This is a genomic window from Rhizobium sp. G21 (assembly GCF_014158035.1).
GTDB lineage: Bacteria > Pseudomonadota > Alphaproteobacteria > Rhizobiales > Rhizobiaceae > Rhizobium_E.
On record NZ_JACFXW010000001.1, the window covers coordinates 809577 to 834425 of the forward strand.

Below are 24849 nucleotides of genomic sequence, written 5' to 3' on the forward strand. Positions count from 1 at the left end.
TCATGCGCGGCTTCCTTGTTTTCAGGCGCCCTTTTTCAGGCCAGCACGGCCAGCAGCAGCAACGCGACGATGTTGGTGATCTTGATCGCCGGGTTGACGGCCGGGCCGGCGGTATCCTTGTAGGGATCGCCCACCGTGTCGCCGGTCACCGAGGCCTTGTGCGCGTCCGAGCCCTTCATGTGGCGCACGCCGTCCTTGTCGACGAAGCCGTCTTCGAAGCTCTTCTTGGCGTTGTCCCAGGCGCCGCCGCCCGAGGTCATCGAGATCGCCACGAACAGGCCGTTGACGATAACGCCCAGCAGCGAGGCGCCGAGGGCCGCGAAGGCGGAGGCCTTCGACCCCGAGATCAGCAGCACGCCGAAATAGACGACCAGCGGCGCGAGCACCGGCAGGAGCGACGGGATGATCATTTCCCGGATCGCGGCGCGGGTCAGCATGTCGACGGCGCGGCCGTAGTCGGGCCTGTCGCGACCTTCCATGATGCCCGGCTTTTCGCGGAACTGCCTACGCACTTCCTCGACGATCGAGCTCGCGGCGCGACCCACGGCCGTCATGGCGATGCCGCCGAACAGATAAGGGATCAGGCCGCCGAAGATCAGACCCGCGACGACATAGGGGTTGGAGAGATCGAAGGAGATCTGCCCGACATCGGCAAAGTAGGGATATTGCGCGGAATTGGCCGCGAAATATTGCAGGTCGTTGGAGTAGGCCGCGAACAGCACCAGCGCGCCGAGACCGGCCGAGCCGATCGCGTAGCCCTTGGTGACCGCCTTGGTGGTGTTGCCGACCGCATCGAGCGCATCGGTGACCTTGCGGACGTCGGGCGGCAGATGCGACATTTCGGCGATGCCGCCGGCATTGTCGGTGACCGGGCCGAAGGCGTCGAGCGCCACGATCATGCCGGCCAGGCCGAGCATGGCGGTCACCGCGATGCCGGTGCCGAACAGTCCGCCGAGCTGATAGGTGGCGATGATGCCGCCGACGATGACGATCGCCGGCAGAGCGGTCGATTCCAGCGACACGGCGAGGCCCTGGATGACGTTGGTGCCGTGACCGGTGACCGAAGCCTGGGCGATCGAATTGACCGGGCGCTTGTTGGTGCCGGTATAGTATTCGGTGATGACCACGATCAGCGCCGTCACCACGAGGCCGACCAGGCCGCAAAGGAACAGGCTGGTTCCGCTGATCATCGCGCCTTCCTTGCCGAAGTCGCCCCAGCCGACGGTGAGCGACGTCGCCGCCGCGATGGCGACGACCGACAGGGCGCCGGTGGCGATCAGGCCCTTGTAGAGCGCGCCCATGATGTTGTTGGACGGGCCGAGCTTGACGAAGAAGGTGCCGGCGATCGAGGTGAGGATCGATCCGGCGCAGATCGCAAGCGGATACATCATGGCGCTTTCGAGGGCCGGCGTGCCTGCGAAGAAGATCGCGGCGAGAACCATGGTCGCGACCACGGTGACGGCATAGGTTTCGAACAGGTCGGCCGCCATGCCGGCGCAATCGCCGACATTGTCGCCGACATTGTCGGCGATGGTGGCCGGGTTGCGCGGGTCGTCTTCGGGGATGCCGGCCTCCACCTTGCCGACGAGGTCGCCGCCGACATCGGCGCCCTTGGTGAAGATGCCGCCGCCGAGGCGGGCGAAGATCGAGATCAGCGACGCGCCGAAGCCCAGCGACACCAGCGCGTCGATGACTTCGCGGCTGCCATCCTCATGGCCGAGGACATCGGTCAGGATGAAGAAATAGACCGCCACGCCGAGCAGCGCGAGACCGGCGACGAGAAGGCCTGTGATCGCGCCCGACTTGAAGGCGATGTCGAGGCCGGCCGCCAGGCTGCGCGAGGCCGCCTGCGCCGTGCGCACATTGGCGCGCACAGACACATGCATGCCGATGAAACCCGCGGCGCCCGAAAGAACCGCGCCGATGAGAAAGCCGAAGGCCGCCGCGGCCGACAGCAGAAAAAAGGCAAGAATGAAAACGGCGACGCCGACAATGGCGATTGTGGTGTACTGACGCGTCAGATAGGCCTGCGCGCCTTCACGAATATAGCCTGCAATTTCCTGCATGCGAGCGTTGCCTTGATCGGCCGCGAGGACCGTCTGCGTCGCCCAGATCGCATAGGCCACGGACAGAAGTCCGCAAACTATGACGCCAAACATGATGCTCATTCCCAGTTTCCTCCACAGTGACGGCGGATGGGATATCCGCCGGCCAGGAAACGGGATCGACTACTCCCCTCGTCGGCCCCGCTCCTTTCGACCGGGGGAGAGTGCGGCGCGACTTTCTGGACGTCAAGGGTCCGGCGCGAGGCGAAGCTTCGAAAGAGAAAATTAATCCTTGGCGGAAAGCGCCGGGCGACCCGCCCTGCCCTGGATCGCCAGCAGCGCCAGCCCGAGAATCGCCAGAGGCCAGACCGGGAGAATCATCGCGTCCCAGCCGAAACGGGCGAAGATCTGACCCGAGGCGAAGGACGACATGGCCACGGTGGTGAACAGGATGATGTCGTGATAGGCCTGCACCTTGTCGGCCTCGCTGGGACGATAGCTGGACGCGACGATGGCTGTCGAACCGATGAAGCCGAAATTCCAGCCGAAACCCAGCAGCACGAGCGCGCCCCAGAAATTCCAGAGCTCGATGCCCATATGCGCGATGGCCGCGCACAGCATCAGGATGCCGAGCCCGCAGGCGACGATCTTTTCGGCGCCGAAGCGCTTGATCAATGCGCCGGTGACGAAGCTCGGCCCGAACATCGCCAGGACGTGGAACTGGATGCCGAGCGTGGAATCGTCCGTCGAATAGCCGCAGCCGACCACCATGGCCAGCGGCGCGCCGGTCATCATGAAGGTCATCAGCGCATAGGAAGAGACGCCGCAGAACATACCGGTTAGAAAGCGCGGCTTGAGCACGATCTCTGTGAGCGGCCGAGCCGGTTCGGCGTTCGGCGCATTCTTGTCATGCACCGGCGGCAGTTTGAGGAAGGCCAGAATGCAAGCCGCAAGGAGCCCCATCGGCGCGAAGGCGGCGAAGGCGCCGGCAAACAGCACCGGCTCGAACAATTCCTTGGCCGCGATGGCGATCTGTGGGCCCGCCACCGCCGAGACGATGCCGCCGGCGAGAATCCAGGAGATCGCCGAGCCCTTGTAGAAAGACGGCGACGCGTCGGCGGCGGCGAAACGAAACTTCTGGGTGAAGCCGCCCGAGACGCCTGTGAGCGCCAGTCCCGCCACCATCAGCCAGAAATTGCTCTGGAAGATCGCGACGGCGGCGATCAACCCGCCGAAAGCCGTCAGGAGCGCGCCGATGATGAAACTGAGCTTGCGGGCGAGATAACGCGACAGGATCGCCACCACGATCGTGCCGATCGACACGCCGATGTTGAAACCGGTCAGCGGGGCCGTGGCGAGGGACTTGTCGTCTCCGAGGATCTGATAGGCGGCAAGCCCGCCCATCGCAAAGGTGATCGGCGGCGCGGACCCCAGGATCGCCTGGGCGGCGGTGAGCAGAAACACATTGCGCCGGGCAAGGCCCAGTTCTTTTTCCAGACCTTCCACCGGCGCCATGGCTGATATCCCTATTCTTTACTTCTTGTCGATCCGCAGCTTGCGGGCGACGGCGTCGAGGACGGCGTTGACCAGCTTCGGCTCTTCTTCGGCGAAGAAGGCGTGGGCGATCTCGACATATTCGTTGACGATGACGGGCGTCGGCACATCCTTGCGCTCGATGATCTCGAAGACGCCGGCGCGCAGGATAGCGCGCAGCGTGGCGTCGAGCCGCGACAGCGGCCAGCCTTCGACGAGCGAATCCGCAATCACCGGATCGAGCGCGCGCTGATCGCGCACCACGCCCGCCACGATCGAGCGGAACCAGGACGGATCGGCCTTGAGATACTGATCGCCGTCGAGCTCCTGGCCGAGCCGGAAATTCTCGTATTCGGCCACGATTTCCAGCACGCCGGTTCCGGACAGCTCCATCTGGTAGAGCGCCTGGACGGCGGCGAGGCGAGCGGCGCCGCGCTGATTGGCCGGCTTGACGTCCGGTGTCAGGTTATCGCTGGACATGGATCAGCCGCCGAACTTCTTCTTGAGATCGATCATGGTGAGCGCGGCGCGGGCCGCGAAGCCGCCCTTATCCATGTCGGAACGGCGAGCGCGGGCCCAGGCCTGATCCTCGTTTTCGACGGTGAGGATGCCGTTGCCGATCGGCAGGCTTTCGCTGACCGTGAGATCCATGATGGCGCGGCAGGATTCGTTGGAGACGATGTCGAAATGGTAGGTCTCGCCGCGGATGACCATGGCGAGCGCGACGAAGCCGTCATACTCGGTTCCGCCGGCGTCGGCGCCGTCGAGCGCCATGGCGATGGCCGCGGGGATTTCGAGCGCGCCGGGAACGGTGACGACGTCATAGGTGGCGCCGGCTTCCTTCAGCGCTTCGGTCGCGCCTTCGAGAAGGGCGTCGGCCATGTCGTCATAGAAACGGGCTTCAACGATCAGCAGATGCGGATTGGACATTGTTTCCTCGGAATGGGGGCTTTGGCCGTCTCGCGGCGGATTTTTCCGGGTCAAACCACGACGGCGCGCGATTGGCAAGCAAATTCAGATCGTCATCGCCAAACAGGGGAAAAACCGGCCTTCATTCCGCTCCGGGCTCGCCGTCCCAATAGTCGATGTCGCCGTCGCTGACGCGGATCCGGCGAAAGCCGGCCTTGCCGTCGGCGCCTTTGGCGCGCGCGAGAAACTTGCCGGAATCGGGATATTCGCAAATCTCCAGGTCAGCCATACTGGATATGGCGAGGTAGCGCAGCGGCGTCTCGCCGGTGTTGATGATCTGATGCGCAGTCTCCAGCCCGCCCGCCGGCGCCGCGAGAACATCGCCGGCTCGGAAGGGATAGCGCTGTTCGCCGAAGCGATAGACGCCCTCGCCTTCGAGGATCACGAACATCTCGTCTTCGGCATGATGGTTGTGAAACGGACAGCCCGATTTGCCTGCGGGCACCTCCGAATAGCAGCAGCCGAGCGAGGTCAGGCCCATCAACGCGCCCAGACGGGCGTCCCGGGATCGGTATAACTCGCCTTTGGCGAAGGGCTCGGTCCGTGCTTCGGCGAGCCGGACCACTGGATTGATGTCGGACATATATTCCCCTCTTTGCGCTGACAGCACCGGGCCGTGCCGGCGCGTAGAGACAATAGGACCGATGCAGCCGCGCGAGAAACCCTAATTTTTATGCAACAATCAGGAGTCAGATCGTTGGACCTGTGCAAACGAAAGATTTGCAGGAAACACGAAAGGAAACAGACATGGCGAAACTCACCAATCTCGTCCTCGCGTCCGCCCTGGCAATCGTCGTTCCGGCGGGAGCCGCAATGGCCGGCGACGCATCCAAGAGCTCCGACGGAGCCGGCAAGATGAACTCCGGTTCATCGGTCAAAACCGGCCAGTCGCAGGGCTACAACGAGGAAGGCGTGATCGACCCGACCACCAGCGGTTCCGTCACCAACTCGACCAGCGGCGCAATGTCGGGCGGGACCATGCTCGGCGCGAACGATCTCAACTCGTGGAGCGGCGACAACGTCTCCGTCGTCAAGCTCGACACGATCACCGATGAAAGCCGCCGGAGCCAGCTCGAAGGGGCCAATGGCGGAGCAGAATTCCAGTCGGCCATGACGTCGAACAGCGCGATCAAGAGCAAGCTCGACGCCCAGAACATCAACGCCGACGATGTGGTGGCCGCCGAACGCGGCGCCGACGGTCAGTTGATCGTGTATGTGCGCTAACGGCGCGCATAAAACCCACTCAGGGTCGTCATTGAGCCTCCGCTAATTTTGCGGGGGCTTTTTCGTGTCCGCGTCCCTTCTGGCGAGCGACAAGTTGCACCGAAACCCGATGACGTTGAAAGAATGCTGCGGCGTCGCGATTTTCAGGCTGCGCTCAGTCCCTGAACTCCGCCAACCGCGCAGCATAACGGGCCATGGTGTCGACTTCGAGATTGAGCTTGTCGCCCGCCTTGCGGTCGCCCCAGGTGGTGACTTCCTGGGTGTGGCGGATGATTAGCACGTCGAAATCGGTTCCATCCACCTTGTTGACGGTGAGCGAGGTTCCGTCTAGCGCCACCGAGCCCTTGGGCGCGATGAACTTGGCGTAATCGCGCGGCGCGCGGATGGTGTAGCGGGTGGCGTCGCCTTCCTGGGCAACCGCGATGATTTCGGCCATGGCGTCGACATGGCCCGAGACGATATGGCCGCCGAGTTCGTCGCCGATCTTCAGCGCCCGTTCGAGATTGAGCCGCGTTCCCACGCCCCAGACGCCGGCCGTGGTGAGCCGCAGCGCTTCTTCCCAGGCCTCGACCTCGTGCCAGGCTTCATTGGCGCCGGTCTCGGGCAGGCGCGTCACCGTGAGGCAGACGCCGGCATGGGCGATGGAAGCGCCGATCGCGATGGTCGCGGGATCGTAATGGGTGGCGACGCGCAGCCGCACGCCTTCATTGAGCGGGGTGACCTCGGTGATTTCGCCGATATCGGTGACGATGCCTGTGAACATGATGCCCCTCTTACGCCTCAGCGCGGATCTGATGTTTCGGCCCTGATATAGTCGGCCATCCAGTCCGCGCCAAGCGGCTCGCGGGACCTGAGATGGAAGCTCGCGGGAACGGTCTGTTCGGTCAGCGGCGACGGCACGCCGCCCTCGCCCACGATAACCGGCGATGTGAACAGAAGAATGCGGTCGGCGAGGCCGGCGCCGAGAAAATCCGTCGCGACGCGCGCGCCGCCTTCGACGATCAGCGATGATATCCCGCGACGGCCGAGTTCATCGAGCAGCGCGCCCAGATCTGAGGCTTGCAAGACTTCGACGCCTGCATTTTCCAGCGCCGCGCGACGGGCGGCGAGATCAGGGGCATCGGCTCGATCGGTGACGGCGATGACCGGCACGGCGCGCGCCGTGGTCGCCAGTTTGGAACCAAGCGGCAGTTCCAGTCGGCGGTCGAGCACCAGACGGATCGGCGAGCGATGCTCCTCGCCGGGAAGGCGGCAGGTAAGCTCGGGATCGTCGGCCATGGCCGTGCCGACGCCAACGAGGATGGCGTCGCTTTCGGCGCGCAGCAGCTGCGAGCGGGCGCGGGCCTTTCTGCCGGTGATCGCCACCTGTCCCTCGCCGCGCCGGCCGATCATGCCGTCGGCCGATACTGCAAGCTTCAGAATCACTTGCGGACGTTTGTTGCGCTGGCGGTGGAGATAGGCTTCAAGCACCGCTTGAGCTTTATCGGCGCCGACGCCCGAGACCACCTCTATGCCTGCCGCTTCGAGCATGGCGAGGCCGCGTCCTGAGACCCGTTCGTCCGGATCGGTAATCGCCACAACGACGCGAGCGACGCCAGCCGCGATGAGGGCTTCGGCGCAAGGCGGGGTCTTGCCGTGATGCGAACAGGGTTCGAGCGTGACATAGGCAGTGGCGCCGCGCGCCTGCTCGCCGGCTTGCTTCAGGGCTTCGGTTTCGGCATGCGGGCGGCCCGAGGCGGCGGTGACGCCGCGACCGACGACCTCGCCATCGCGGACGATCACGCAGCCGACGGAGGGGTTGGAGCCGGTCATGCCGAGATGTCGGCGCGACAGCGCAGCCGCCTCCGACATAAAGCGCGCATCATCGGCAGCAGTCGTCATAGGTCAGCGGTCCTCGGCGGGATCGCGGGCGATCTTGGCGGTGATCTGGGCGATTGCGGCGGAAAAATCCTCGATATGGGTGAAATCGCGATAGACCGAGGCGTAACGCACGAAGGCCACGTCATCGAGGCTCTTCAGCGCCTCCAGCACCTGCAAGCCGAGATCCTCGGAGCTGATTTCGTTTTCGCCCGAGCTTTCGAGGCGTCGAATGATGCCGGAGACGGCGCGCTCGATGCGGTCGCGATCGACGGGCCGCTTGCGCAGCGCGATGTCGAAGGAGCGCACCAGTTTCTCGCGCTCGAACGGCGCCTTGCGGCCCGACTTTTGACCACCATCAATTCACGCAGCTGCACGCGCTCGAAGGTGGTGAAACGGCCTCCGCAATCGGGGCAGATGCGCCGGCGACGGATGGAAGAGCCGTCCTCGGCCGGGCGGGAATCTTTCACCTGCGTATCTTCGGAATTGCAGAACGGGCAGCGCATGTCACTTCACTCATCATCTTGTGCGTCGGAGGCGACGCGGTCCCGAGATAGCGGTCCGAGCGCCCGGCGACAAGGGGCAAGCGCGACCAACGCGCAGGAAGCGGTGGTCAACACTGTGTGCATCGGACGCGGCCTTATCGCCGATCACGCCGTCCAGACATCCGCCGCCTCGCTGCGTCCTTTGAGGACCAGGCCCTGATGAAACTGCATGCGGCCGCGATAGCCGTCTCGCATGGCCTGATCGCTCACCGCCTCCATGACGGCGCTGCTGAAGACGATGCGGCAGGACAGCGCGCGGGTGGCCGATTCCAGCCGCGAGGCGACGTTGACGGTATCGCCGAGCATGGCGAACTCCATGCGCCTGTTGTTGCCGACATCCCCCAGGATGACCGGACCATAATGCACGCCGACGGACAGCCGGATCGGCTCCAGCCCGCGTCGGATCCGCCCGTCATTCAGAGCCGCGATCCTGTCCTGCATGGCGAAGGCGGCGGCAATGGCGTTGCCGGCGTCATCGGGAGAGGTTTGCGGCGTGCCGAAGCTCGCCATCAGCCCGTCGCCCATGAATTTGTCGAGCGTGCCGTGATGGGAGAACACCTCCTCTTCGAGCGCCGCGTGAAAATCCCGGAGCATGGCGATGACGTCGTCCGGACTGCGCCCTTCGGCGAAGCGCGTGAAGCCGACGATATCGGCGAAGAGCACCGCGACATTCTGGGATCGCACGCCGCCCATCGGCTGATTTCTGTGCGCCAACTCCTCGACCATCGACGGCGCGAAATAGCGGGAGAGATTGGCGCGTTCGGAGGCCAGGCTCGCCTGGCGGACGAGCAGCTTGCTCATCCGCTGCGATTTGAGGCCGAGAATATAGGCCACAAGCACAATCACCACCGCTTCCTGCACCCGATTGTGGAATTCGACGCTGTTGGGATCCAGCGTGGCGAAGACGCGGTCGTAGCCGACCAGCGCGCTCCGCACCCGCTCGGACAGTTGCGGATCGACCGTCCCGAACAGCATCACGGCGACCACGCCCGCCAGCCAGATCAGCGCAGCGGCCACACCGATGCTGTGGACCGTGCGCCAGCTGTAGGCCAGCGATCCCCCGGCCAGGAAAATGAAGAAATAGACGAAGCCGTCGAAGCGGAATTGAAAGGCTGTCGGCCACTGCTCGGCGGCGAAGGGGTTGGGAACCGTCAAGGTCAGCGTCAGGAGCAGAATATCGGCCATGATCAGCGCCATCTCGAGATGCGACTGGCCGACTTTGGCGACCCGCAGCTGCGCCATGCCGATCAGGACAAAGATGAGCAGCAGAACCTCGTAATAGAGCACCTCGACGCGAGGGTTGACGTAGACGAGCAGCACGGCGGTGATCGCAAGCGCGACGGTGCGCGCCCATGTGGCGATGCGCTGCCCCTCCATCTTTTCGATGCGCAGCGCTTCGGCGAGATGCGGATTGCTCGCGGCCATTTTCTCTTCGGCGATGCGCGTGTTCCACGGACGCCCGGCCCACAGGGCGGACAGGCGCGTCCTCAAGGTCGGCCCGCGCGATGTGTTCAGTTCGATCGAATTCAGGTCCACGCTCGCCCCCTGTTTCAGGCAAGTCTAACATCCGCGCCCGAAGGCGTCATCTCACAGGCGAACCGGACATGAAAAAACCCTCCCCGCGAGCGGAGAGGGTTTGCGCAGTTCTGCCTTCGCCGGACCGTCTTACATATAGGGATACATCGGGAAGCGGTTGGTGAGTTCAACCACCTTGCCGCGCACCGAGGCTTCGACGGCGGCGTTGCCTTCGTCGGAATTGGCGACCTTCAGGCCGTCAAGCACTTCGACGATCAGGTTGCCGATTTCCTTGAATTCGGCCTCCTTGAAGCCGCGCGTGGTGCCGGCCGGCGTGCCCAGGCGAACGCCCGAGGTGACGAAAGGCTTTTCCGGATCGAAGGGAATGCCATTCTTGTTGCAGGTCACATAGGCGCGGCCGAGAGCCGCCTCGGCGCGCTTGCCGGTGGCGTTCTTCTTGCGCAGATCGACCAGCATCAGATGGTTGTCGGTGCCGCCGGAGACGATGTCGAGATTGTGGCCGATCAGCGTCTCGGCCAGGGTCTTGGCGTTCTTGACCACCTGGGCGGCGTAGTCCTTGAATTCCGGCTTCAGCGCTTCGCCGAAGGCGACGGCCTTGGCGGCGATGACATGCATCAGCGGGCCGCCCTGCAGGCCCGGGAAAACGGCCGAATTGAACTTCTTGGCCAGATCCTCGTCATTGGTGAGGATCATGCCGCCGCGCGGACCACGGAGCGACTTGTGGGTCGTCGAGGTCGCGACATGGCAATGCGGGAACGGCGACGGATGCTGGCCGCCAGCGACGAGACCGGCGATGTGGGCCATGTCGACCATGAGGTATGCGCCGACCGAATCGGCGATCTCGCGGAAGCGTTTCCAGTCCCAGATGCGGGAATAAGCGGTGCCGCCGGCGATGATGAGCTTGGGCTTGTGCTGTTCGGCCTTGCGGGCGACGTCTTCCATGTCGAGCTGGTGGTCTTCTTCACGCACGCCGTAGGACACCACGTTGAACCACTTGCCGGACATGTTGACCGGCGAGCCGTGCGTCAGGTGGCCGCCCGAATTGAGGTCGAGGCCCATGAAGGTGTCGCCGGGCTGCAGGAGCGCCAGGAACACGGCCTGGTTCATCTGCGAACCGGAATTCGGCTGGACGTTGGCGAAGTTGACGCCGAACAGCTTCTTAGCGCGCTCGATGGCGAGTTCTTCTGCGATGTCGACGAACTGGCAGCCGCCGTAATAGCGCTTGCCCGGGTAGCCCTCGGCGTATTTGTTGGTCATGATCGAGCCCTGCGCCTCGAGAACGGCGCGGGAGACGATGTTTTCGGAGGCGATCAGTTCGATCTCATGGCGTTGACGGCCGAGTTCCTTCTCGATCGCGCCGAAGATATCGGGATCGGAATCGGCAAGACTACGGGTGAAAAAGGCGTCGTTCGCGCTCATGTCTGTCTCGTCTTTCTTGGGCTCGGGATGACCTTATACCGTCGTTCCGCCGGACCGGTTTATCGCCGGCGAGCCGCGGGTTTCGGGCTGCCACGGTCTTAGCGATTGCGGCGGGCCGGGGCAAGACGGATTGCGGCGGCGAATGCCATGCTTGCGCCGCAGCCGCCGCTCCGCGACGGTTTCGCGGCTTTCGCGACCGCCTTGACAGCAGGATCCTTTCCGCAAATGGTGCGCGCACTTTCATCCAGGGGATTTCCCGTGACGACAGACGCGCCTCCAAAAGCCCGCCGCATCGAAATCTTTTATTTCGACGCCGGCGGCGGCCATCGCAATGCGATGACGGCGCTGAGCAAGCTGATCGAGAAGACGCATGCGGATTGGACCGTCGTTCCCGTCGATTTGCAGAAGCTGCTCGAACCGATCGACCCCGTCCATCGGCTGACGCAGAAGATCACCGGCTCGCTCAAGAAGATCCTGCTTCCGGTCGCCCCTCGCCTGCCGATCGCGCCGATCCAGGCGCAGGACATCTACAACAATGCGCTCAAGCGCGGCGCAACGCGCGGGCTCGGCACGATCCTGCCGATCCTGCAGGGCTTCATCCGTCGCTTCTCCGCCGAGATCGAACGCCTGCTCGTCGAGCGCTGGCGGGCGGAGCCGCGGCCGGATCTGGTGATTTCGGTCATTCCCAACTTCAACCGCGTCATGCATCGGGCGCTTCAGACGGTCGACGCCTCCATTCCGTATCTCACCGTGATTACCGATCTGGTCGACGTGCCGCCGCATTTCTGGATGGAGGATCAGGCGCAGTCCATCGTTTGCGGAACGCCGAAAGCCGCTGATCAGGCCCGCGCGACCGGCTTCTATCGCGAGACGGATATCCACGAAGTCTCGGGCATGATCCTGAAGGAGCAATTCTACCTGCCGCCCGCCCCGCACGCGCTGACGCGCATCGATCTCGGCCTTGCCGAGGATCGCCCGACCGCGATGATCATGTTCGGCGGCAACGGCGCGCGACGGGCGACGATGACTATTCTCGATCAGCTCGACAAATCGCCTTCGGGCATCCAGTCGATCGTAATGTGCGGCAAGAACGCCGCGCTGAAAAAGGCGCTGCAGCGGCGGCCGAACTGCTGCGCCGTCGGCTTCGTGCAGACCGTGCCCGACTATCTCCGGCTCGCCGATTTCCTGATCGGCAAACCCGGCCCCGGCAGCATCAGCGAAGCCGTTCATCTTGGACGCCCGGTGATCGTCGAAGGCAACGCCTCGACCATGCCGCAGGAGCGGCCCAATCTTGACTGGATCCGCGACAACGGCGTTGGATTGGTGGTCAAGAGTTTCAGGCGCGATCTTGCGGCCGCCGCCGAAGACATGCTGTTGCGGCTCGATGAGTTGAAAGCCAATATCAGTCGCAATATTCCCGAAAACAGGGCAGTATATGAAATCGTCGACATCATCGCGTCACTCGTGCAAGACGTCGGAAACGGACGAAATGCTGCGCTCAAATCCGGTTTCGAGGCAGTGAGGCCAAGAAAAGATGGAACTGTTCCGGACGCCGGACGTTGCGCTGACTAACTGGTGGGGCGGACATACTGACATCTGCATGACAACGGCATCTCTGCGCACATATCTGCGCCAACAAACGCACGACCTGCACCAGGAATTGGACCAAGGCATCGGATCGTTCGACAACGCCGAGCGCTACCGCGTCTATCTGCGCGGAGTCGGCGCGTTCAGGGCGGCCGTGGAGCCGGCCATGCGGCGAGCCGGAGCCAGTGAGGCGTTTGCCGGCTTTACGCCGACATTCATTTATGACCATGCCCTGGCTGACATGCAGGATCTCGACATCGAACCGGTCGAACATCCTTGCAAGATTGACGCAGAAATCGCGCCGGCATCGCTTCTCGGGGCAATGTATGTCATCGAAGGCTCCACACTCGGGGCGCGTCTGCTTTATAAGCGGGCACAGGATCTCGGATTCCGCGCCGACTGGGGGCGCCCGTCACCTCCACGCCCAGACCAGCACGGACCGTTCCTGGTCCAAACTTCAGTCACTCCTCGATGCGTCCGATGAAAAAGATTGGCGCGCGGCGGCAAGCTCGGCAAAAACGATGTTCACGATCGCAATCCAGACCTTCAAGGCTGCACGCACATGATGCAGGTCGATCTCACCAATTGCGATCGCGAACCGATCCACATTCCCGGCAGCATTCAGACACATGGCGCATTGATCGTGTGCGACGGCAATCTGGATGTCGTCAGCCGCCATTCGAGCAATGCGGTCGACATATTGCGGCTCGATGAGCATCGGCGCCTGTTGGGAAATCCTCTCGACCAGATCGTCGGCCGCGAAAACGGCCATCACTTCCGAAACGGCCTCGCCGCCGCGCAGATGACCAATCGCCCGGCCCTGTTCTTCGACATGGCCATCGGCGACGACCGTTTCGATGTCAGCATCCACCGCTCAGGCGAGGAGACGCTGATCGAGTTCGAACCGAAAGTCGTTCAACAGCGGCAACCGATCGACCTCATCCGCAGCATTACGAGCCGCATCGGCCAGCCCGATACCGTCGATGCGCTGGCGCGCAAGGCGGCGAGACTGATCCGGGCGACGCTGGGCTACGACCGGGTGATGATCTACCGCTTCGAACCGGAGGGATCGGGACAGGTCATCGCGGAGTCGAAGGCCGCGCATCTCGAGAGTTTCATGGGCCAGTTCTTTCCGGCCTCCGATATCCCGCAGCAGGCGCGCATCCTCTATCTCAAGAGCACGATCCGGATCATCTCCAATGCGGATGGCGCGCGTGCGCCGATCGTTCAGGCCAATGGGCCGGATCTGGGCCCGCTCGACCTCTCTCTCGCGCATCTGCGCAGCGTCTCGCCCATCCATTGTGAGTATCTGCGCAATATGGGCGTCTCCGCCTCCATGTCGATCTCCATCATCATCGACGACGCGCTATGGGGGCTCGTGGCCTGCCATCACTACTCGCCGAAATATCTCGACATGGCCGAGCGCGCCGCAGTCGAGGTGTTTGGCGAACTCTTTCGATCCAGCTGGACGTGCTGCGCCAGAAACGCCGGCTCATGGCCGCCAACACCACCCGCAAGGCTCTCGACCGTCTGTTGCAGGAAGCGCCTCTCCACACGGAGCTGTTCGATCTCCTGCGCAATTACCTGGCCGATTTCGCCAGCATGATCCCGAGCGACGGAATGGCTCTGGTCATGAACGGCAGCCTTTGCACATATGGGCTCTGTCCCCCGTCGAGACGATCCAGAACGTTGCCTCGGCCGCAGGGGCGAGAGCCGGCTCTCGCGTCTGGAGCACACATATCGCCAGCGAGACGCTCGGCATCGAGCAGACGCCCCTGGCCGCCGGCGTGATGATGGTCCCGCTGTCGCAACACACCAGGGACTGCCTGCTGTTTTTCCGCCGCGAATTCGAACACACGCTGAACTGGGCGGGAAATCCCAACAAGGCCTATTCGAGCGGGCCGCTCGGCGAACGGCTCACGCCGCGCAAGAGCTTCGCGATCTGGAAAGAAACCGTCCGGCTCCAATCGCGGAAATGGACGGAAACACAGCATGAAGTCGGGGAAGTGATCAGGTCGGCCCTGGTCGAGATCGTGCTCCGACACAATGAGATCATCGCGGAGGAACGCGGTCGAGCCGACCTGCGTCAGCGTATGCTGAACGAAGAGCTCAACCATCGCGTCAAGAATATTCTCGCGGTGATCAAGTCGCTGATCGGCCAAGGGAGCTTCAACGCGTCTACGATCGAGGAGTATCTGGAAACGCTTCGCGGCCGGATACAAGCCCTGGCGGTCGCGCATGACCAGATCGTCCGTGGCGACGGCGGCGGTCTGATCCGCACTTTGTTGGCCGCCGAGCTCAAGCCCTATGACGAACAGAGCGCGACGGTGTCCTTGTCCGGCCCGGCCGTCTGGGTCGACAACAGCACCTATTCCGTCCTGGCGCTGGTCTTTCATGAACTCGCCACCAATGCGGCGAAATACGGCGCCTTGTCCGTCCCGTCCGGACAGCTCGCGGTGCGCTGGCAAATCGACCAGGACAACAATTGCGAGATATTCTGGGAAGAAAGCGGCGGACCCTATGTCATTCCGCCCACGCGCAAAGGCTTCGGCTCGGTTCTCATTTCCCGCAGCATTCCCCATGAACTCGGCGGCAAGGCGTCGCTCGACTATCTGCCGACCGGCCTGGAAGCAGAATTCATGATCCCCTCGCGGCACATCGCCCTGGCGGATCCGGCGAACGAAGAATCGGCGCCCCACCGAAGCGCGGGCGGACAGCCGAACCGAAAGTCCGCGCAACCGACCGATGTCGCGATCTTTCTCGTCGAAGATCAAATGTTGATTGCGATGGACGCGGAAATGATGCTGTCCACCGAAGGTCTCCGCAACTTTCGGACGGCGAGTTCGGTGACGGAAGCCTTGTCGATGCTGGACCGGTTTCATCCCACCGTGGCCGTGCTCGACGTCAACCTCGGCGACGAGACGTCGATCCCCATCGCGGCGGCGCTGAGGCGTATGAACGTTCCGTTCCTGTTCGCGACCGGTTACGGCGACGGCGGTGTGATTCCGGAGCAATTCCAGGACGTCCCGGTCATACGCAAGCCCTATGCGAGTTCGGAACTGGCGCAGGCGATCTTCGGTCTTCTCGATTGACCAAGGCACGCGCTCCATAAGGCTGAGATCGCATCAGCCGGCGCGAGCGCCGTCAATCCAACAAAAAGTCCGACTGTCGCCAGTCGGACTTTGCAGTTCGAGTCCATGTATCGAACATGCAGACCGGATCAGTTGGCGACCACGGGCTCCTGGTTGAGGCCGGTCTGCAGCGCCAGTTCCTGGGCGCCGTCCATCTGGTAGATGTCGTCGCGGAACTGCACGATGCGGTCGCGGGCGGACCAGGCGGTCACATATTTGAAATAGATCGGCACTTCGCTCTGAAGCGGAATCGGATTGTTCTTGCCGGCCTTGATCGTCGCTTCGATCTGCTGGCGCGACCAGCCGGGCGTATCGCGCAGCAGCCAGGTCGTCAGGTCGCGGACGTTCTGGACCCGCACGCAGCCCGAAGATTCGAAGCGCGACAGCTTGTTGAACAGGCCCTGCTGCGGCGTGTCGTGCATATATTCGCCGTGCGGATTGTGAAACTCGATCTTGGTCGACGCCATGGCGTTGATCTTGCCCGGGTCCTGACGGAACATCAGGTTCGGGGCCTTGTCGGCGAACCAGTCGATGGTCGTCGGATCGACTTCCGTTCCCTGGCCATCGAACAGACGGATCTGGTTCTTGGTCAGATAGGTCGGGTCCTTGCGCATCAGCGGCACGATGTCCTTTTCGACGATCGAACGCGGCGCGGTCCAATAGGGATTGAGCGTGACTCGATAGATCTTGGAGTCGATGATATGTGTCGGACGGGTGATGCGGCCGACGATCGCGGTGTGACGCTGGGCGACGCGATTGTTCTCGACCGCCTCGATATAGGCGGCGGGAATGTTGACCATCACATAACGCTGACCGAGATCGGTGTTGATTTCCTGGACGCGCGCGAGGTTGGTGCGCAACTGCATCAGCCGCATGTCGGCCGGCACGTTCATCGCCTTGATCGTGTATTGGCCGAGCACGCCGTCGAGCGGCAGGCCATGACGGGCCTGGAAGCGCTTGACGCCTTCTTCGACCAGCGAGTCGTAAGCCGACGTGACACCGGCGGTGCGCGACAGATCGCCCGAGATAATGAGGCGCTTGCGCAGATCGGCGACCGAAGGATCGCTGACGCCGAGCCGCAGCTTCTGGCCGGGATTGACCTGCGGCCATCCCCCGTTCGACACGATGGTCTCGTAATCGTAGACGGCCTGCTGGATATTGGCTGCGGCTTCCGGCCCGAAGATCGGATTGTTGGACATCACGGCGGCGGCGGTGCGCGACGCCTTGGCGTCGAACTGGTCATCCCAATTGCCGCGACGCGGCGCATTGATGATCTCGTCGATCGCGACATCGGCCAAGGCGGGGCCCGCGACGGCCGCAGCTCCGGCAGCGGCGGCCGCGCCGAGGAACTTGCGTCGAGAGAGAGAGGCCAGATCGAACTTTTCAGACATTATTTCGCCTTCCGATGTCTCGTTTTCATTGCGCGCCGGGATGCGCGACGTAAAATCTCAACAAATGGGGATTGGCGGACGTTTTGCCTATTCGATGAAGCCTCAGCAACCTCAAATGAGACCGTGAACCGCTTTCGCCCCATTCGCGCCAGTCTGTGTGGCCGGGATGTCACGATATTGTGGCCGATTTGTGCCTCGGACAAATCAAGAAAACGTTAGCGGACGGAGCGGAAAGGCAGAAAAACCGGAAGCCGGGCGGCAGGGAATGCGCCCGGTTCCAGCCTGGAGATCTGAGACGACGCCTTAGAGGCGATACATGATCGAGTCGTTCCAGAAACGGTCGAGACGCTGCAGCAGCTTGTTCATCTGGCTGAATTCGTCCTGGCCGATGCCGCCCACCTTGTGGATCGAGCCGACATGGCGGTGATAGAGCTTGGCGACCGTTTCGGCGATTTCCTGGCCCTTCGGCGTCAGGGAAATGCGGACCGAGCGGCGATCGACGCGCGAGCGCGAATGATTGATGAAGCCGAGTTCGACCAGCTTCTTGACGTTGTAGGAAACGTTCGAGCCCATATAGTAGCCGCGCGAGCGCAGTTCGCCGGCGGTCAGTTCGGACGTGCCGATGTTGAACAGCAGCAGAGCCTGGACCGCGTTGATGTCGTCGCGGCCGGACCGGTCGAATTCGTCCTTGATGACGTCGAGCAGACGACGATGCAGGCGCTCGACGAGATGGACGCTTTCGAGATAGAGATTGTGGATGACCTGGTCCTGAGTTTCCGCGACCGGGGCCTGAGCCTTGAGCTTGGTGTTCATTTTTCTGCCTCGCTGTTTGCCGGCGGTTCTTGTTTTTTTGATCCCGCCTTATGTCGCCAACTTAGCGAGCACCGATAAAATTCTACTTAAATCACATGCTTAACGGCCGGTTATGTTTACGTTTGCCTGTTTCAAGGTGAACATCAGCTTACCGAAGCGCGTTCAGCGCGCCTCGTTCACGGGCGGCTTCGTCAGCAGCGTCCACAGCCGCAAGAGCAGGTAGATCAGCGCGATCAGCGACACCAGCGCCACTTTCAGCGGGTCGATCTCGAAGGTTCCCGGCATCGCCTGCTGGAGGCCGATCTCCATGATCGCAGCGACGCCCCAGATGACCGGACCCCAGGCGCCGCGCAGCCAGAGGCCGACGGCGGCCACCGGATAGAGCACGGCGAGCGTGCCGCGCGCCGCCTTCATGTCGGCGTCGAGCAGATCGAACCGCCCCGCCCCGCCATGGTGATAGCCGATGAGATCCGCCCAGATCATCAGAGCGAACCACAGAGTTCCCAGCGCCACGAGCCTGAGAAAGATGGTCATCAAGAGGTCCGGCAGCGGCGGCCGGGGCGCTTGTATCGGCAGATCGGTCATGTCCCACAATTAGACGATGCCGCGGGGAAAGGCCAGCGTTCGGCTCGAACGCCGCGGACGATGCGCCGCAGACGAGACTGCGTCCTCGCTTTGCGCCCGGCCTGTCTTCGTGCTAACCCGCCTGCAAACGGAGATTTGAGAGGCGCCGCCATGACCGACAAGACCCACCTCGTCGACCACATCACCGGACATCGGCGCATGCGCCGCAACCGCAAGGCCGACTGGTCGCGACGGCTGACCCAGGAGAATCGCCTGACGGTGGACGATCTGATCTGGCCCATCTTTCTGGTCGAGGGCGCCAATATCGTCGAACCGATCGCGGCCATGCCCGGCGTCAACCGCCTGAGCGTCGACAAGGCGGTGGAGGCGGCGCAGATGGCTGCCGATCTCGGCATTCCCGCGCTGGCCACCTTCCCCAATATCGATCTCGACCTGCGCGACGATCACGGTTCGGAAGCGCTCAACGCCAACAACCTCATCAACCGCGCCACAGAAGCCATCAAGGCGAAGGTCGGCAATATCGGCGTCATCACCGACGTCGCGCTCGATCCCTTCACCAGCCACGGCCATGACGGCATCCTGCGCGACGGGGAAATCGTCAATGACGAGACGGTCGACCAGATCGTCAAGGCGGCCGTCGCCCAGGCCGACGCCGGTTCCGACATCATCGCGCCGTCGGACATGATGGACGGCCGCATCGGCGCCATCCGCAAGGGTCTCGACGCCGCCGGCCATCAGAATGTCGGCATCATGTCCTATGCCACGAAATTCGCTTCGGGCCATTACGGCCCCTATCGCGAGGCGATCTCCACCGCCGGCCTGCTGAAGGGCGACAAGAAGACCTATTACATCGACCCAGCCAACGGCGCCGAAGCCCTGCGCGACGCGGCCCTCGATGTGGAGGAAGGCGCCGACATGCTGATGGTCAAGCCGGGCCTGCCCTATCTCGACATCTGCTGGCGGATCAAGGAAGCCTTCGGTCTGCCGGTCTACGCCTATCAGGTCTCCGGCGAATATACGATGGTCAAGGCCGCCGCCGCCAATGGCTGGATCGACGGCGAGCGGGTGATGATGGAACAGCTGTTGTGCTTCAAGCGCGCCGGTTGCGACGGCGTCCTCACCTATTTCGCCGTGGATGCGGCGCGGATTCTCGCGAAATCCTGATCGGAGCGGCAGACGACGGGCAGATTCAGCAAGGCGACGGCGCCGCCGTCCGCATGGTCGGACAGCGTCAAGGCGCCGCCGTGGCGACGGGCGATGGTGGCGCAGATATGCAGGCCCAGTCCCATGCCTTGCGTATTGGCGCTGTTGGAGGCGCGGAAATACTTCTCCGTGAGCAGATGCCGTTCTGCCTCGGGCACGCCGATGCCCCAATCGGTCACCCTCAGGCTGAGCATCGCGCCGGATATCTCCGCATCGACATCCACCGGCGCCCCCGGCGGTGAAAATTTCAGCGCGTTCTCGACGAGGTTGGCGAGCGCCATGGCGAGAAGATCGGCGTCTACGACGATTTCCAGATCCCGCTCCGCCTCCCGGCGCTCGTAGCGGATCCGACGATCAGGAAAGGTGTCGCGCAGCATGGAAAACAAGGCGTCCATCGCCCTGGCGTAATCCTGACGTTTGAAGCGCGGTAGCGCCGAGGCGCCGTCTATCCGGCTGCGATGCAGGCTGACGTCGATCAGCTCCACCAGTCGTCCGATCGCGCGTTTGATGCGTTCGATCCGTTGTCGATTGCCGACGTCGTCGGGAGACAGACCGCGGGCGATCGAGGCGACGCTGCTGGAGACGACCGCGAGCGGCGTGCGGTATTGATGCGAGATCACGTCGAGAAATCGGACCTGCTCGGCTTGCGCGTCACGCTCCGCCTTCAGAGCCGTTTCCGCTTCCTCCTTGGCCAGGCGCAACTCGGCAGTTCGCCGCTCCACCAGTTCGACCGCGGTTTTCTCAGCGGCGCGGGCGACGTCGAGCGCTCTGGCCTGGGCGACGGCGTGATCGCTTTCGGCCTGCCGGGTGCGGCGCGCCAGCGACAACTGCATGTAGAGAATGAAGAACAGAACCGCGATCTCGAAAGCGTAGTCGGACCAGTGCGTATAGGTGGACAATGCGGTCAGCCGTAGCGTCACCACCATCATGCCGATCAGCAGCGCCCCGAACGCCGATGTGGCGATCCCTGCGCCCGGTTCGCGCTTGAAGGCCAGCCAGGCGTTGCCGAAGAAGCCGGCGGCGAAGACGATGACGGCGGAGACCATCACCAGCGGCGCGATCATCTGGTAGAGATCGATCACGGTGAGGAAGAAGGTGAAGACCGACAGGAGCGCCGAAAATAGCAGGGCTTTGGCGAGCCAGGGGAAGTGTTTCGCCGCCCTTGTCTGGCCACGAACGAAAAGGCTCGCCATGCCCAGGCAGACGCTGCTCGAGGCGCCGCCGATCGCATCGACGACCACGCCTCCGCCGACGACCCAGTCCTCGAACAGGAGGCCCTTGTAGCAGAACTCGTTGACCGCCAGAGCCAGGAGCGCCACGGCGTATTGCAGGAACAGCGTCTCTCTCAGACCGCGCCAGATCAGCAGGTTCGCCACGCCCGAAAAGACCAGCAACGCTTCGAAGGCGGCAAACCTGGCGGCGTCGAAAGCCGCCTGCTGGATCATGGTTTCGGCCGTGCGCAGCCAGCCGGTCACAGCGAGCGAACTGCTGGTGCGGACGCGAACGAGGATTTCGCTCGCGCCGACCGGCGCGGTCAGCGGCACGATATGGCTGGTGGCGACAACCGGTCGCAGCCGCCTCGGATGATGATCGCCGAGCATCACGGAAGCAAAATCTCGATTTCGCGCCGTCCAACCCGGATTCGGCGTGAACACCTCCACATCGTTGAGCACCATCGGCTTGAGCTCGAGAAAGAGCTTTCGCGGCGTCAGGTCGCGGTTGTCGAGCAGGATGCGGACCCAGATCGTGTCGTTGCGATAGCCGAGCGCCAGCCCGCCGCCCGCCGGCCTGAAGCGAGCGGCGATTTCGGGCCTTTCCAGATCCGCGGGCGTCAGCCCGTGCGACGGATCGACCAGGAATTGCATGTCGTGATCGATCGACAGCTGGGTGAACTGCTTGTCGATGGTCAAGGTTTCGGCGGCGAATGCGGCGGATGCGTAAATCAGCAGGGCCGCCAGGCTTCCGGCAAGACAGTTCGCAAATTTCATTGATTATTACGCCCCCAGAATTTATCTGTAAATTTTAGGGTTATCGCAATCATTTCCCGGATATTGTTATGGCAAAAGTCATGATCGTGGAAGACGACATCGAGCTGCGCGACAGCCTGGTCGACTATCTCTGCGAATGCGGTCATGACGCGCAGGGCGTGGGCAATGCCATCGAATTTTACCAAACGCTCGCGCGAGACAACTTCGACGTCGTGATCCTCGACGTCAACCTTCCGCATTACGACGGACTGTCGGTCGCCGCGCATCTGTCTGAAACCAGCAACGCGGCCATCATCATCATGACGGTGCAGGGGGCGGTCGAGGATCGGGTGCGCGGCTACAGATCCGGCGCCGATCTCTACATGGTCAAGCCTGTGGACTGCGAAGAACTCGCCGCCGCCGTTGTGGCGCTTTCGAAAAAACGCCGAAAGACGGAGTCTCCGTCGTCTTCGGGCGGCGCGGCCTGGCGGCTCAGTCTCACCGATTTCCAGCTGTCGGCGCCGTCGGGCAAGCGGGTCGATCTGACGCGCAACGAGATGCGGGTGATGGAAATGGTCTCGGCTCAGGCGGGCGCGATCGTGCCTCGGGCGGAACTGATGCACTTCGTCAGCAAGGGCGCGATCGATCCGGACAGTCGCGCGCTGGACGCGGCGATCAGCCGGCTTCGCTCGAAGGTGCAGGCCGAATGCGGAATGACGCTGCCCCTGCAGACCGTCCAGAGCGCCGGCTTCGTTTTCGCCGGGACGATCCTCACCACCTGATCGGAGCCGCCTCCTCAGGGCGCATGGATCGAAGCAGGCTTCTGACGGAGGATAGAGGCAATGGAATGGGCTGCGAGCGCCGCGAGAATGATCGCGCCGCCGACCAGCGTGGCCGTCGTGGGCGTTTCCAGGAAGATGAGCCAGACCCAGACCGGGGCCAGCACGGTTTCCAGGAGATAGAACATGCCCGACTCCGCCGCCGACAGATAGCGCGGACCGGTCGCCAGCGCCCAGAAGGCGAAGGGCGTCAGGATCAATCCGTTGAAGATGATCCAGCCGGGATGTTCGATGGTGAAGCCCACTTTCATGGAGACTGCGGCGCCGACGATGGCGGGAATGATCGCGGCGGCCAGCGGCGTAAATCCGAAATCGAGGCGACTGGCGCGGCTGACTGTCAAGGCGCCCGCGATCGACAGCGCCGACAGCGCCGCCATGAGATCGCCGAAGAGATGGCCGCTTTCCAGCCCGTCGCCGACGATGATCACCACGCCCAGGGTCATCGCCGCCATCGCCGCCCAGGTCGACGCGTCGGGCCGCTCGCGCAGGAAGATCCAGGACAGGAGCGCGCCGAACATCGGGTTGAAGGCGAGGATGAACGCCACGTTCGCCGTTGACGTGTTGAATACCGACAAAAGAAAGAAGATCGTCGACAAGCCGTAGAGACCCGCCACGAGCACGCCGCGCCAGTCGTGAAACAATGTGGGGCCGACGCCGCGCCTGGCCCGGATCACCGACCAGACGATGACCGCAACCAGCACGGTCAGAATACTGCGGACGAACAGCAGCGCCCAGACGCCGCCTTCAGACAGCCGCAGAATGGGGATGTCGAAGGACAGAGCCAACCCGCCGAGAAAAGTAATGATCACGCCTTTGGCGTGCGGGCTCAGCGATTGAAATGGCATGGATTCTACCGGGCTTCGTTGGACGCAGGAGGCTCGTACAGCGTCCAGCCCTGATTAAGAAGGTGTTCCTGCGGCAGGAAGCGTGTCTTATAGGCCATCTTGCGCGAACCCTGGACCCAATAGCCGAGATAGACATGCGGCAGCCCCTTGGCCTGCGTCCGCCTGACGTGATCGAGAATCATGAAGGTCCCCAGCGATCGCGGCTCGAGATCGGGATCGTAGAACGAGTAGACCATCGACACGCCGTCGGCCATCATGTCGGTGAGCGCGACCGCCACCAATTGGCCCGATGGCGGCGAACGCCAGCCGTCGCCTTCGGTCCTCAGCCGGTATTCGATGATCTTGGTGTGGACATGCGAATCTTCGACCATCATCGCGTAGTCGAGCACCGACATGTCGGACATGCCGCCCTGGGTGTGGCGGCTGTCGAGATATTTGCGAAACAGAGAAAACTGCTCGGTCGACGGTTCGGCGGGATATTCCCGACCGACGAGATCGTCATTGCCCGCGAGCACCCGGCGCATCGAGCGGGTCGGACGGAATTCGTCGGCGAGGATGCGAACCGAAACGCAGGCCCTGCAGCTTTCGCAGGCCGGACGATAGGCGATGTTTTGAGACCGGCGAAAGCCGCCCTGGGTGAGGATGTCGTTCATCTCCGGCGCGCGCTGGCCGACCAGATGCGTGAACACCTTCCGCTCGACCTGCCCCTGCAGATAAGGGCATGAGGCAGGCGCCGTCATGAAGAACTGCGGGGATGGATGCGCCTGCGTGTTCATACTGCGTGAAGATTCTCACCATTTGCTCCGGCGCAGAAGATAGATCAGTTCGCCGGCTTGTAAAAGCGCAATCGTCGCGGGACGTTCCCGCCCTCAGTATCGGGGCCCGCCCAGGCGGCTCGCCCGCACCAGAACAGTGCCGAGCGCGATGTCGTGCAGCAGGCGCTTGCGGTTGGTGAAGAGGCCCACCAGCAGGATGAGCGGCGTCAGGAACGAGTTCAACACCCAGAACAGGACGACATGCAGGAGACCGGTCGTGAAATCGATGCGGTTGCCGCTGTCGCTGACAAGCGTGAGGTCCATCACCCTCATGCCCGGCGTCGCCTGGGCGCGCGAGGACAGCGACAGGGCGAAATACAGGCCGGCGACGACGAAGAACAACACCGGAAAAAGGTAGAAGGCGAGGCCCAGCGTCAGCACGCCGAGGATGAACACCAGCACCGCCGCCGGCAGCAGCAAGAGGCAGATCAGCGCATAGTCGACCACGAAAGCCAGCATGCGCCGGCTCAACACGCCATCCAGGGCGGCGGTGGCATAGTCTCGGTCGAGGGCGTTGGTCATGAAAGCGGTCCTTTTTAGCGTTG

At 63.1% G+C, this 24849-nt stretch carries 23 protein-coding genes and 1 pseudogene; 7 read left to right on the forward strand and 17 right to left on the reverse strand.

Annotated elements, in window-relative coordinates; genetic code table 11:
- Window positions 1-35: 35 nt before the first annotated feature.
- The 5 genes from H2O14_RS04125 to H2O14_RS04145 all read right to left on the reverse strand — a co-directional run bounded on the left by H2O14_RS04125 (window position 36) and on the right by H2O14_RS04145 (window position 5130).
- Complete coding sequence (locus tag H2O14_RS04125; RefSeq protein WP_182826628.1) at window positions 36-2168, reverse strand: sodium-translocating pyrophosphatase; 2133 nt, start codon at window positions 2166-2168, stop codon at window positions 36-38.
- A gap of 162 nt (window positions 2169-2330) precedes the next feature.
- Entirely contained in the window at window positions 2331-3560 is a 1230-nt protein-coding gene (locus H2O14_RS04130) for an MFS transporter (protein WP_210275408.1), read from the reverse strand.
- 18 nt (window positions 3561-3578) lie between these two features.
- A complete protein-coding gene (gene nusB / locus H2O14_RS04135; protein WP_182826629.1) occupies window positions 3579-4058 on the reverse strand; it encodes a transcription antitermination factor NusB in 480 nt (159 codons plus the stop codon).
- Between the two features lie 3 nt (window positions 4059-4061).
- The gene (ribH, locus tag H2O14_RS04140) at window positions 4062-4508 is read right to left on the reverse strand and encodes a 6,7-dimethyl-8-ribityllumazine synthase (protein ID WP_182826630.1); all 447 of its coding nucleotides are present in this window, start codon (window positions 4506-4508) and stop codon (window positions 4062-4064) included.
- Window positions 4509-4629: 121 nt separating this feature from the next.
- A complete protein-coding gene (locus H2O14_RS04145) occupies window positions 4630-5130 on the reverse strand; it encodes a cupin domain-containing protein (RefSeq protein ID WP_182826631.1) in 501 nt (166 codons plus the stop codon).
- Between the two features lie 164 nt (window positions 5131-5294).
- Between H2O14_RS04145 and H2O14_RS04150 the strand changes: the two genes are divergently transcribed.
- Window positions 5295-5771, forward strand: coding sequence for a hypothetical protein (locus H2O14_RS04150; protein ID WP_182826632.1), 477 nt, complete (start codon window positions 5295-5297; stop codon window positions 5769-5771).
- A 154-nt stretch (window positions 5772-5925) separates the two neighbouring features.
- On the opposite strand, the gene H2O14_RS04155 is transcribed toward H2O14_RS04150, so the two are convergent.
- The 5 genes and pseudogenes from H2O14_RS04155 to glyA form a co-directional block, all read right to left on the reverse strand.
- The gene (locus tag H2O14_RS04155) at window positions 5926-6534 is read right to left on the reverse strand and encodes a riboflavin synthase (protein WP_182826633.1); all 609 of its coding nucleotides are present in this window, start codon (window positions 6532-6534) and stop codon (window positions 5926-5928) included.
- A 17-nt stretch (window positions 6535-6551) separates the two neighbouring features.
- Window positions 6552-7652 (reverse strand): bifunctional diaminohydroxyphosphoribosylaminopyrimidine deaminase/5-amino-6-(5-phosphoribosylamino)uracil reductase RibD, encoded by a 1101-nt coding sequence (gene ribD / locus H2O14_RS04160; protein ID WP_182826634.1) that lies wholly within the window; start codon window positions 7650-7652, stop codon window positions 6552-6554.
- Between the two features lie 3 nt (window positions 7653-7655).
- Window positions 7656-8134 (reverse strand): annotated as a pseudogene (gene nrdR, locus H2O14_RS04165) (transcriptional regulator NrdR).
- Window positions 8135-8278: 144 nt separating this feature from the next.
- Complete coding sequence (locus H2O14_RS04170) at window positions 8279-9709, reverse strand: adenylate/guanylate cyclase domain-containing protein (protein WP_312858547.1); 1431 nt, start codon at window positions 9707-9709, stop codon at window positions 8279-8281.
- Window positions 9710-9838: 129 nt separating this feature from the next.
- The gene (glyA, locus tag H2O14_RS04175) at window positions 9839-11128 is read right to left on the reverse strand and encodes a serine hydroxymethyltransferase (RefSeq protein WP_182826635.1); all 1290 of its coding nucleotides are present in this window, start codon (window positions 11126-11128) and stop codon (window positions 9839-9841) included.
- 258 nt (window positions 11129-11386) lie between these two features.
- Between glyA and H2O14_RS28750 the strand changes: the two genes are divergently transcribed.
- The 4 genes from H2O14_RS28750 to H2O14_RS28760 are packed head-to-tail and all read left to right on the forward strand — an operon-like array spanning window position 11387 to window position 15807.
- Window positions 11387-12700, forward strand: a complete 1314-nt coding sequence (locus tag H2O14_RS28750; protein WP_182826636.1) for a glycosyltransferase — start codon at window positions 11387-11389, stop codon at window positions 12698-12700.
- Window positions 12663-13199, forward strand: coding sequence for a biliverdin-producing heme oxygenase (locus H2O14_RS04185; protein ID WP_182826637.1), 537 nt, complete (start codon window positions 12663-12665; stop codon window positions 13197-13199). The genes H2O14_RS28750 and H2O14_RS04185 overlap by 38 nt, the downstream gene beginning before the upstream one ends.
- A gap of 6 nt (window positions 13200-13205) precedes the next feature.
- Window positions 13206-14321 (forward strand): GAF domain-containing protein, encoded by a 1116-nt coding sequence (locus H2O14_RS28755; RefSeq protein ID WP_312858548.1) that lies wholly within the window; start codon window positions 13206-13208, stop codon window positions 14319-14321.
- A 40-nt stretch (window positions 14322-14361) separates the two neighbouring features.
- The gene (locus tag H2O14_RS28760; protein ID WP_312858549.1) at window positions 14362-15807 is read left to right on the forward strand and encodes an HWE histidine kinase domain-containing protein; all 1446 of its coding nucleotides are present in this window, start codon (window positions 14362-14364) and stop codon (window positions 15805-15807) included.
- Between the two features lie 128 nt (window positions 15808-15935).
- Here H2O14_RS28760 and H2O14_RS04195 read toward each other — a convergent pair whose 3' ends face one another.
- The 3 genes from H2O14_RS04195 to H2O14_RS04205 form a co-directional block, all read right to left on the reverse strand.
- On the reverse strand, window positions 15936-17237 hold the full coding sequence (locus H2O14_RS04195; protein ID WP_182826638.1) for a murein L,D-transpeptidase: 1302 nt from the start codon (window positions 17235-17237) through the stop codon (window positions 15936-15938).
- A gap of 303 nt (window positions 17238-17540) precedes the next feature.
- Complete coding sequence (gene ldtR, locus H2O14_RS04200) at window positions 17541-18050, reverse strand: transcriptional regulator LdtR (RefSeq protein WP_182826639.1); 510 nt, start codon at window positions 18048-18050, stop codon at window positions 17541-17543.
- A gap of 162 nt (window positions 18051-18212) precedes the next feature.
- A complete protein-coding gene (locus H2O14_RS04205) occupies window positions 18213-18635 on the reverse strand; it encodes a DUF6163 family protein (protein WP_182826640.1) in 423 nt (140 codons plus the stop codon).
- A 150-nt stretch (window positions 18636-18785) separates the two neighbouring features.
- Here H2O14_RS04205 and hemB point away from each other — a divergent pair, with 150 nt between their 5' ends.
- On the forward strand, window positions 18786-19799 hold the full coding sequence (gene hemB / locus H2O14_RS04210) for a porphobilinogen synthase (protein WP_182826641.1): 1014 nt from the start codon (window positions 18786-18788) through the stop codon (window positions 19797-19799).
- Here the strand turns inward: hemB and H2O14_RS04215 are convergent.
- On the reverse strand, window positions 19757-21826 hold the full coding sequence (locus H2O14_RS04215) for a sensor histidine kinase (protein ID WP_182826642.1): 2070 nt from the start codon (window positions 21824-21826) through the stop codon (window positions 19757-19759). The genes hemB and H2O14_RS04215 overlap by 43 nt on opposite strands.
- 68 nt (window positions 21827-21894) lie before the next feature.
- Between H2O14_RS04215 and H2O14_RS04220 the strand changes: the two genes are divergently transcribed.
- Window positions 21895-22587 (forward strand): response regulator transcription factor, encoded by a 693-nt coding sequence (locus H2O14_RS04220; RefSeq protein ID WP_182826643.1) that lies wholly within the window; start codon window positions 21895-21897, stop codon window positions 22585-22587.
- Window positions 22588-22601: 14 nt separating this feature from the next.
- On the opposite strand, the gene H2O14_RS04225 is transcribed toward H2O14_RS04220, so the two are convergent.
- The 3 genes from H2O14_RS04225 to H2O14_RS04235 form a co-directional block, all read right to left on the reverse strand.
- A complete protein-coding gene (locus H2O14_RS04225) occupies window positions 22602-23489 on the reverse strand; it encodes a DMT family transporter (RefSeq protein ID WP_182826644.1) in 888 nt (295 codons plus the stop codon).
- A 5-nt stretch (window positions 23490-23494) separates the two neighbouring features.
- A complete protein-coding gene (locus H2O14_RS04230) occupies window positions 23495-24265 on the reverse strand; it encodes an arginyltransferase (protein WP_182826645.1) in 771 nt (256 codons plus the stop codon).
- Between the two features lie 93 nt (window positions 24266-24358).
- Window positions 24359-24826, reverse strand: coding sequence for an RDD family protein (locus H2O14_RS04235; protein ID WP_182826646.1), 468 nt, complete (start codon window positions 24824-24826; stop codon window positions 24359-24361).
- Window positions 24827-24849: the final 23 nt, after the last annotated feature.

Excerpts from the sequence above, each read along its gene's own strand:
- hemB (WP_182826641.1), top strand. The coding sequence starts at position 18,786 with ATGACCGACAAGACCCACCTCGTCGACCACATCACCGGACATCGGCGC.
- H2O14_RS04220 (WP_182826643.1), top strand. The coding sequence starts at position 21,895 with ATGGCAAAAGTCATGATCGTGGAAGACGACATCGAGCTGCGCGACAGC.
- H2O14_RS04195 (WP_182826638.1), bottom strand. The coding sequence starts at position 17,237 with ATGTCTGAAAAGTTCGATCTGGCCTCTCTCTCTCGACGCAAGTTCCTC.
- ribD (WP_182826634.1), bottom strand. The coding sequence starts at position 7,652 with ATGACGACTGCTGCCGATGATGCGCGCTTTATGTCGGAGGCGGCTGCG.
- ldtR (WP_182826639.1), bottom strand. The coding sequence starts at position 18,050 with ATGAACACCAAGCTCAAGGCTCAGGCCCCGGTCGCGGAAACTCAGGAC.
- nusB (WP_182826629.1), bottom strand. The coding sequence starts at position 4,058 with ATGTCCAGCGATAACCTGACACCGGACGTCAAGCCGGCCAATCAGCGC.
- H2O14_RS04130 (WP_210275408.1), bottom strand. The coding sequence starts at position 3,560 with ATGGCGCCGGTGGAAGGTCTGGAAAAAGAACTGGGCCTTGCCCGGCGC.
- H2O14_RS04235 (WP_182826646.1), bottom strand. The coding sequence starts at position 24,826 with ATGACCAACGCCCTCGACCGAGACTATGCCACCGCCGCCCTGGATGGC.
- H2O14_RS04155 (WP_182826633.1), bottom strand. The coding sequence starts at position 6,534 with ATGTTCACAGGCATCGTCACCGATATCGGCGAAATCACCGAGGTCACC.
- H2O14_RS04145 (WP_182826631.1), bottom strand. The coding sequence starts at position 5,130 with ATGTCCGACATCAATCCAGTGGTCCGGCTCGCCGAAGCACGGACCGAG.
- H2O14_RS04225 (WP_182826644.1), bottom strand. The coding sequence starts at position 23,489 with ATGCCATTTCAATCGCTGAGCCCGCACGCCAAAGGCGTGATCATTACT.
- H2O14_RS04215 (WP_182826642.1), bottom strand. The coding sequence starts at position 21,826 with ATGAAATTTGCGAACTGTCTTGCCGGAAGCCTGGCGGCCCTGCTGATT.
- ribH (WP_182826630.1), bottom strand. The coding sequence starts at position 4,508 with ATGTCCAATCCGCATCTGCTGATCGTTGAAGCCCGTTTCTATGACGAC.
- glyA (WP_182826635.1), bottom strand. The coding sequence starts at position 11,128 with ATGAGCGCGAACGACGCCTTTTTCACCCGTAGTCTTGCCGATTCCGAT.
- H2O14_RS04150 (WP_182826632.1), top strand. The coding sequence starts at position 5,295 with ATGGCGAAACTCACCAATCTCGTCCTCGCGTCCGCCCTGGCAATCGTC.
- H2O14_RS04185 (WP_182826637.1), top strand. The coding sequence starts at position 12,663 with ATGGAACTGTTCCGGACGCCGGACGTTGCGCTGACTAACTGGTGGGGC.
- H2O14_RS04230 (WP_182826645.1), bottom strand. The coding sequence starts at position 24,265 with ATGAACACGCAGGCGCATCCATCCCCGCAGTTCTTCATGACGGCGCCT.
- H2O14_RS04205 (WP_182826640.1), bottom strand. The coding sequence starts at position 18,635 with ATGACCGATCTGCCGATACAAGCGCCCCGGCCGCCGCTGCCGGACCTC.
- H2O14_RS04125 (WP_182826628.1), bottom strand. The coding sequence starts at position 2,168 with ATGAGCATCATGTTTGGCGTCATAGTTTGCGGACTTCTGTCCGTGGCC.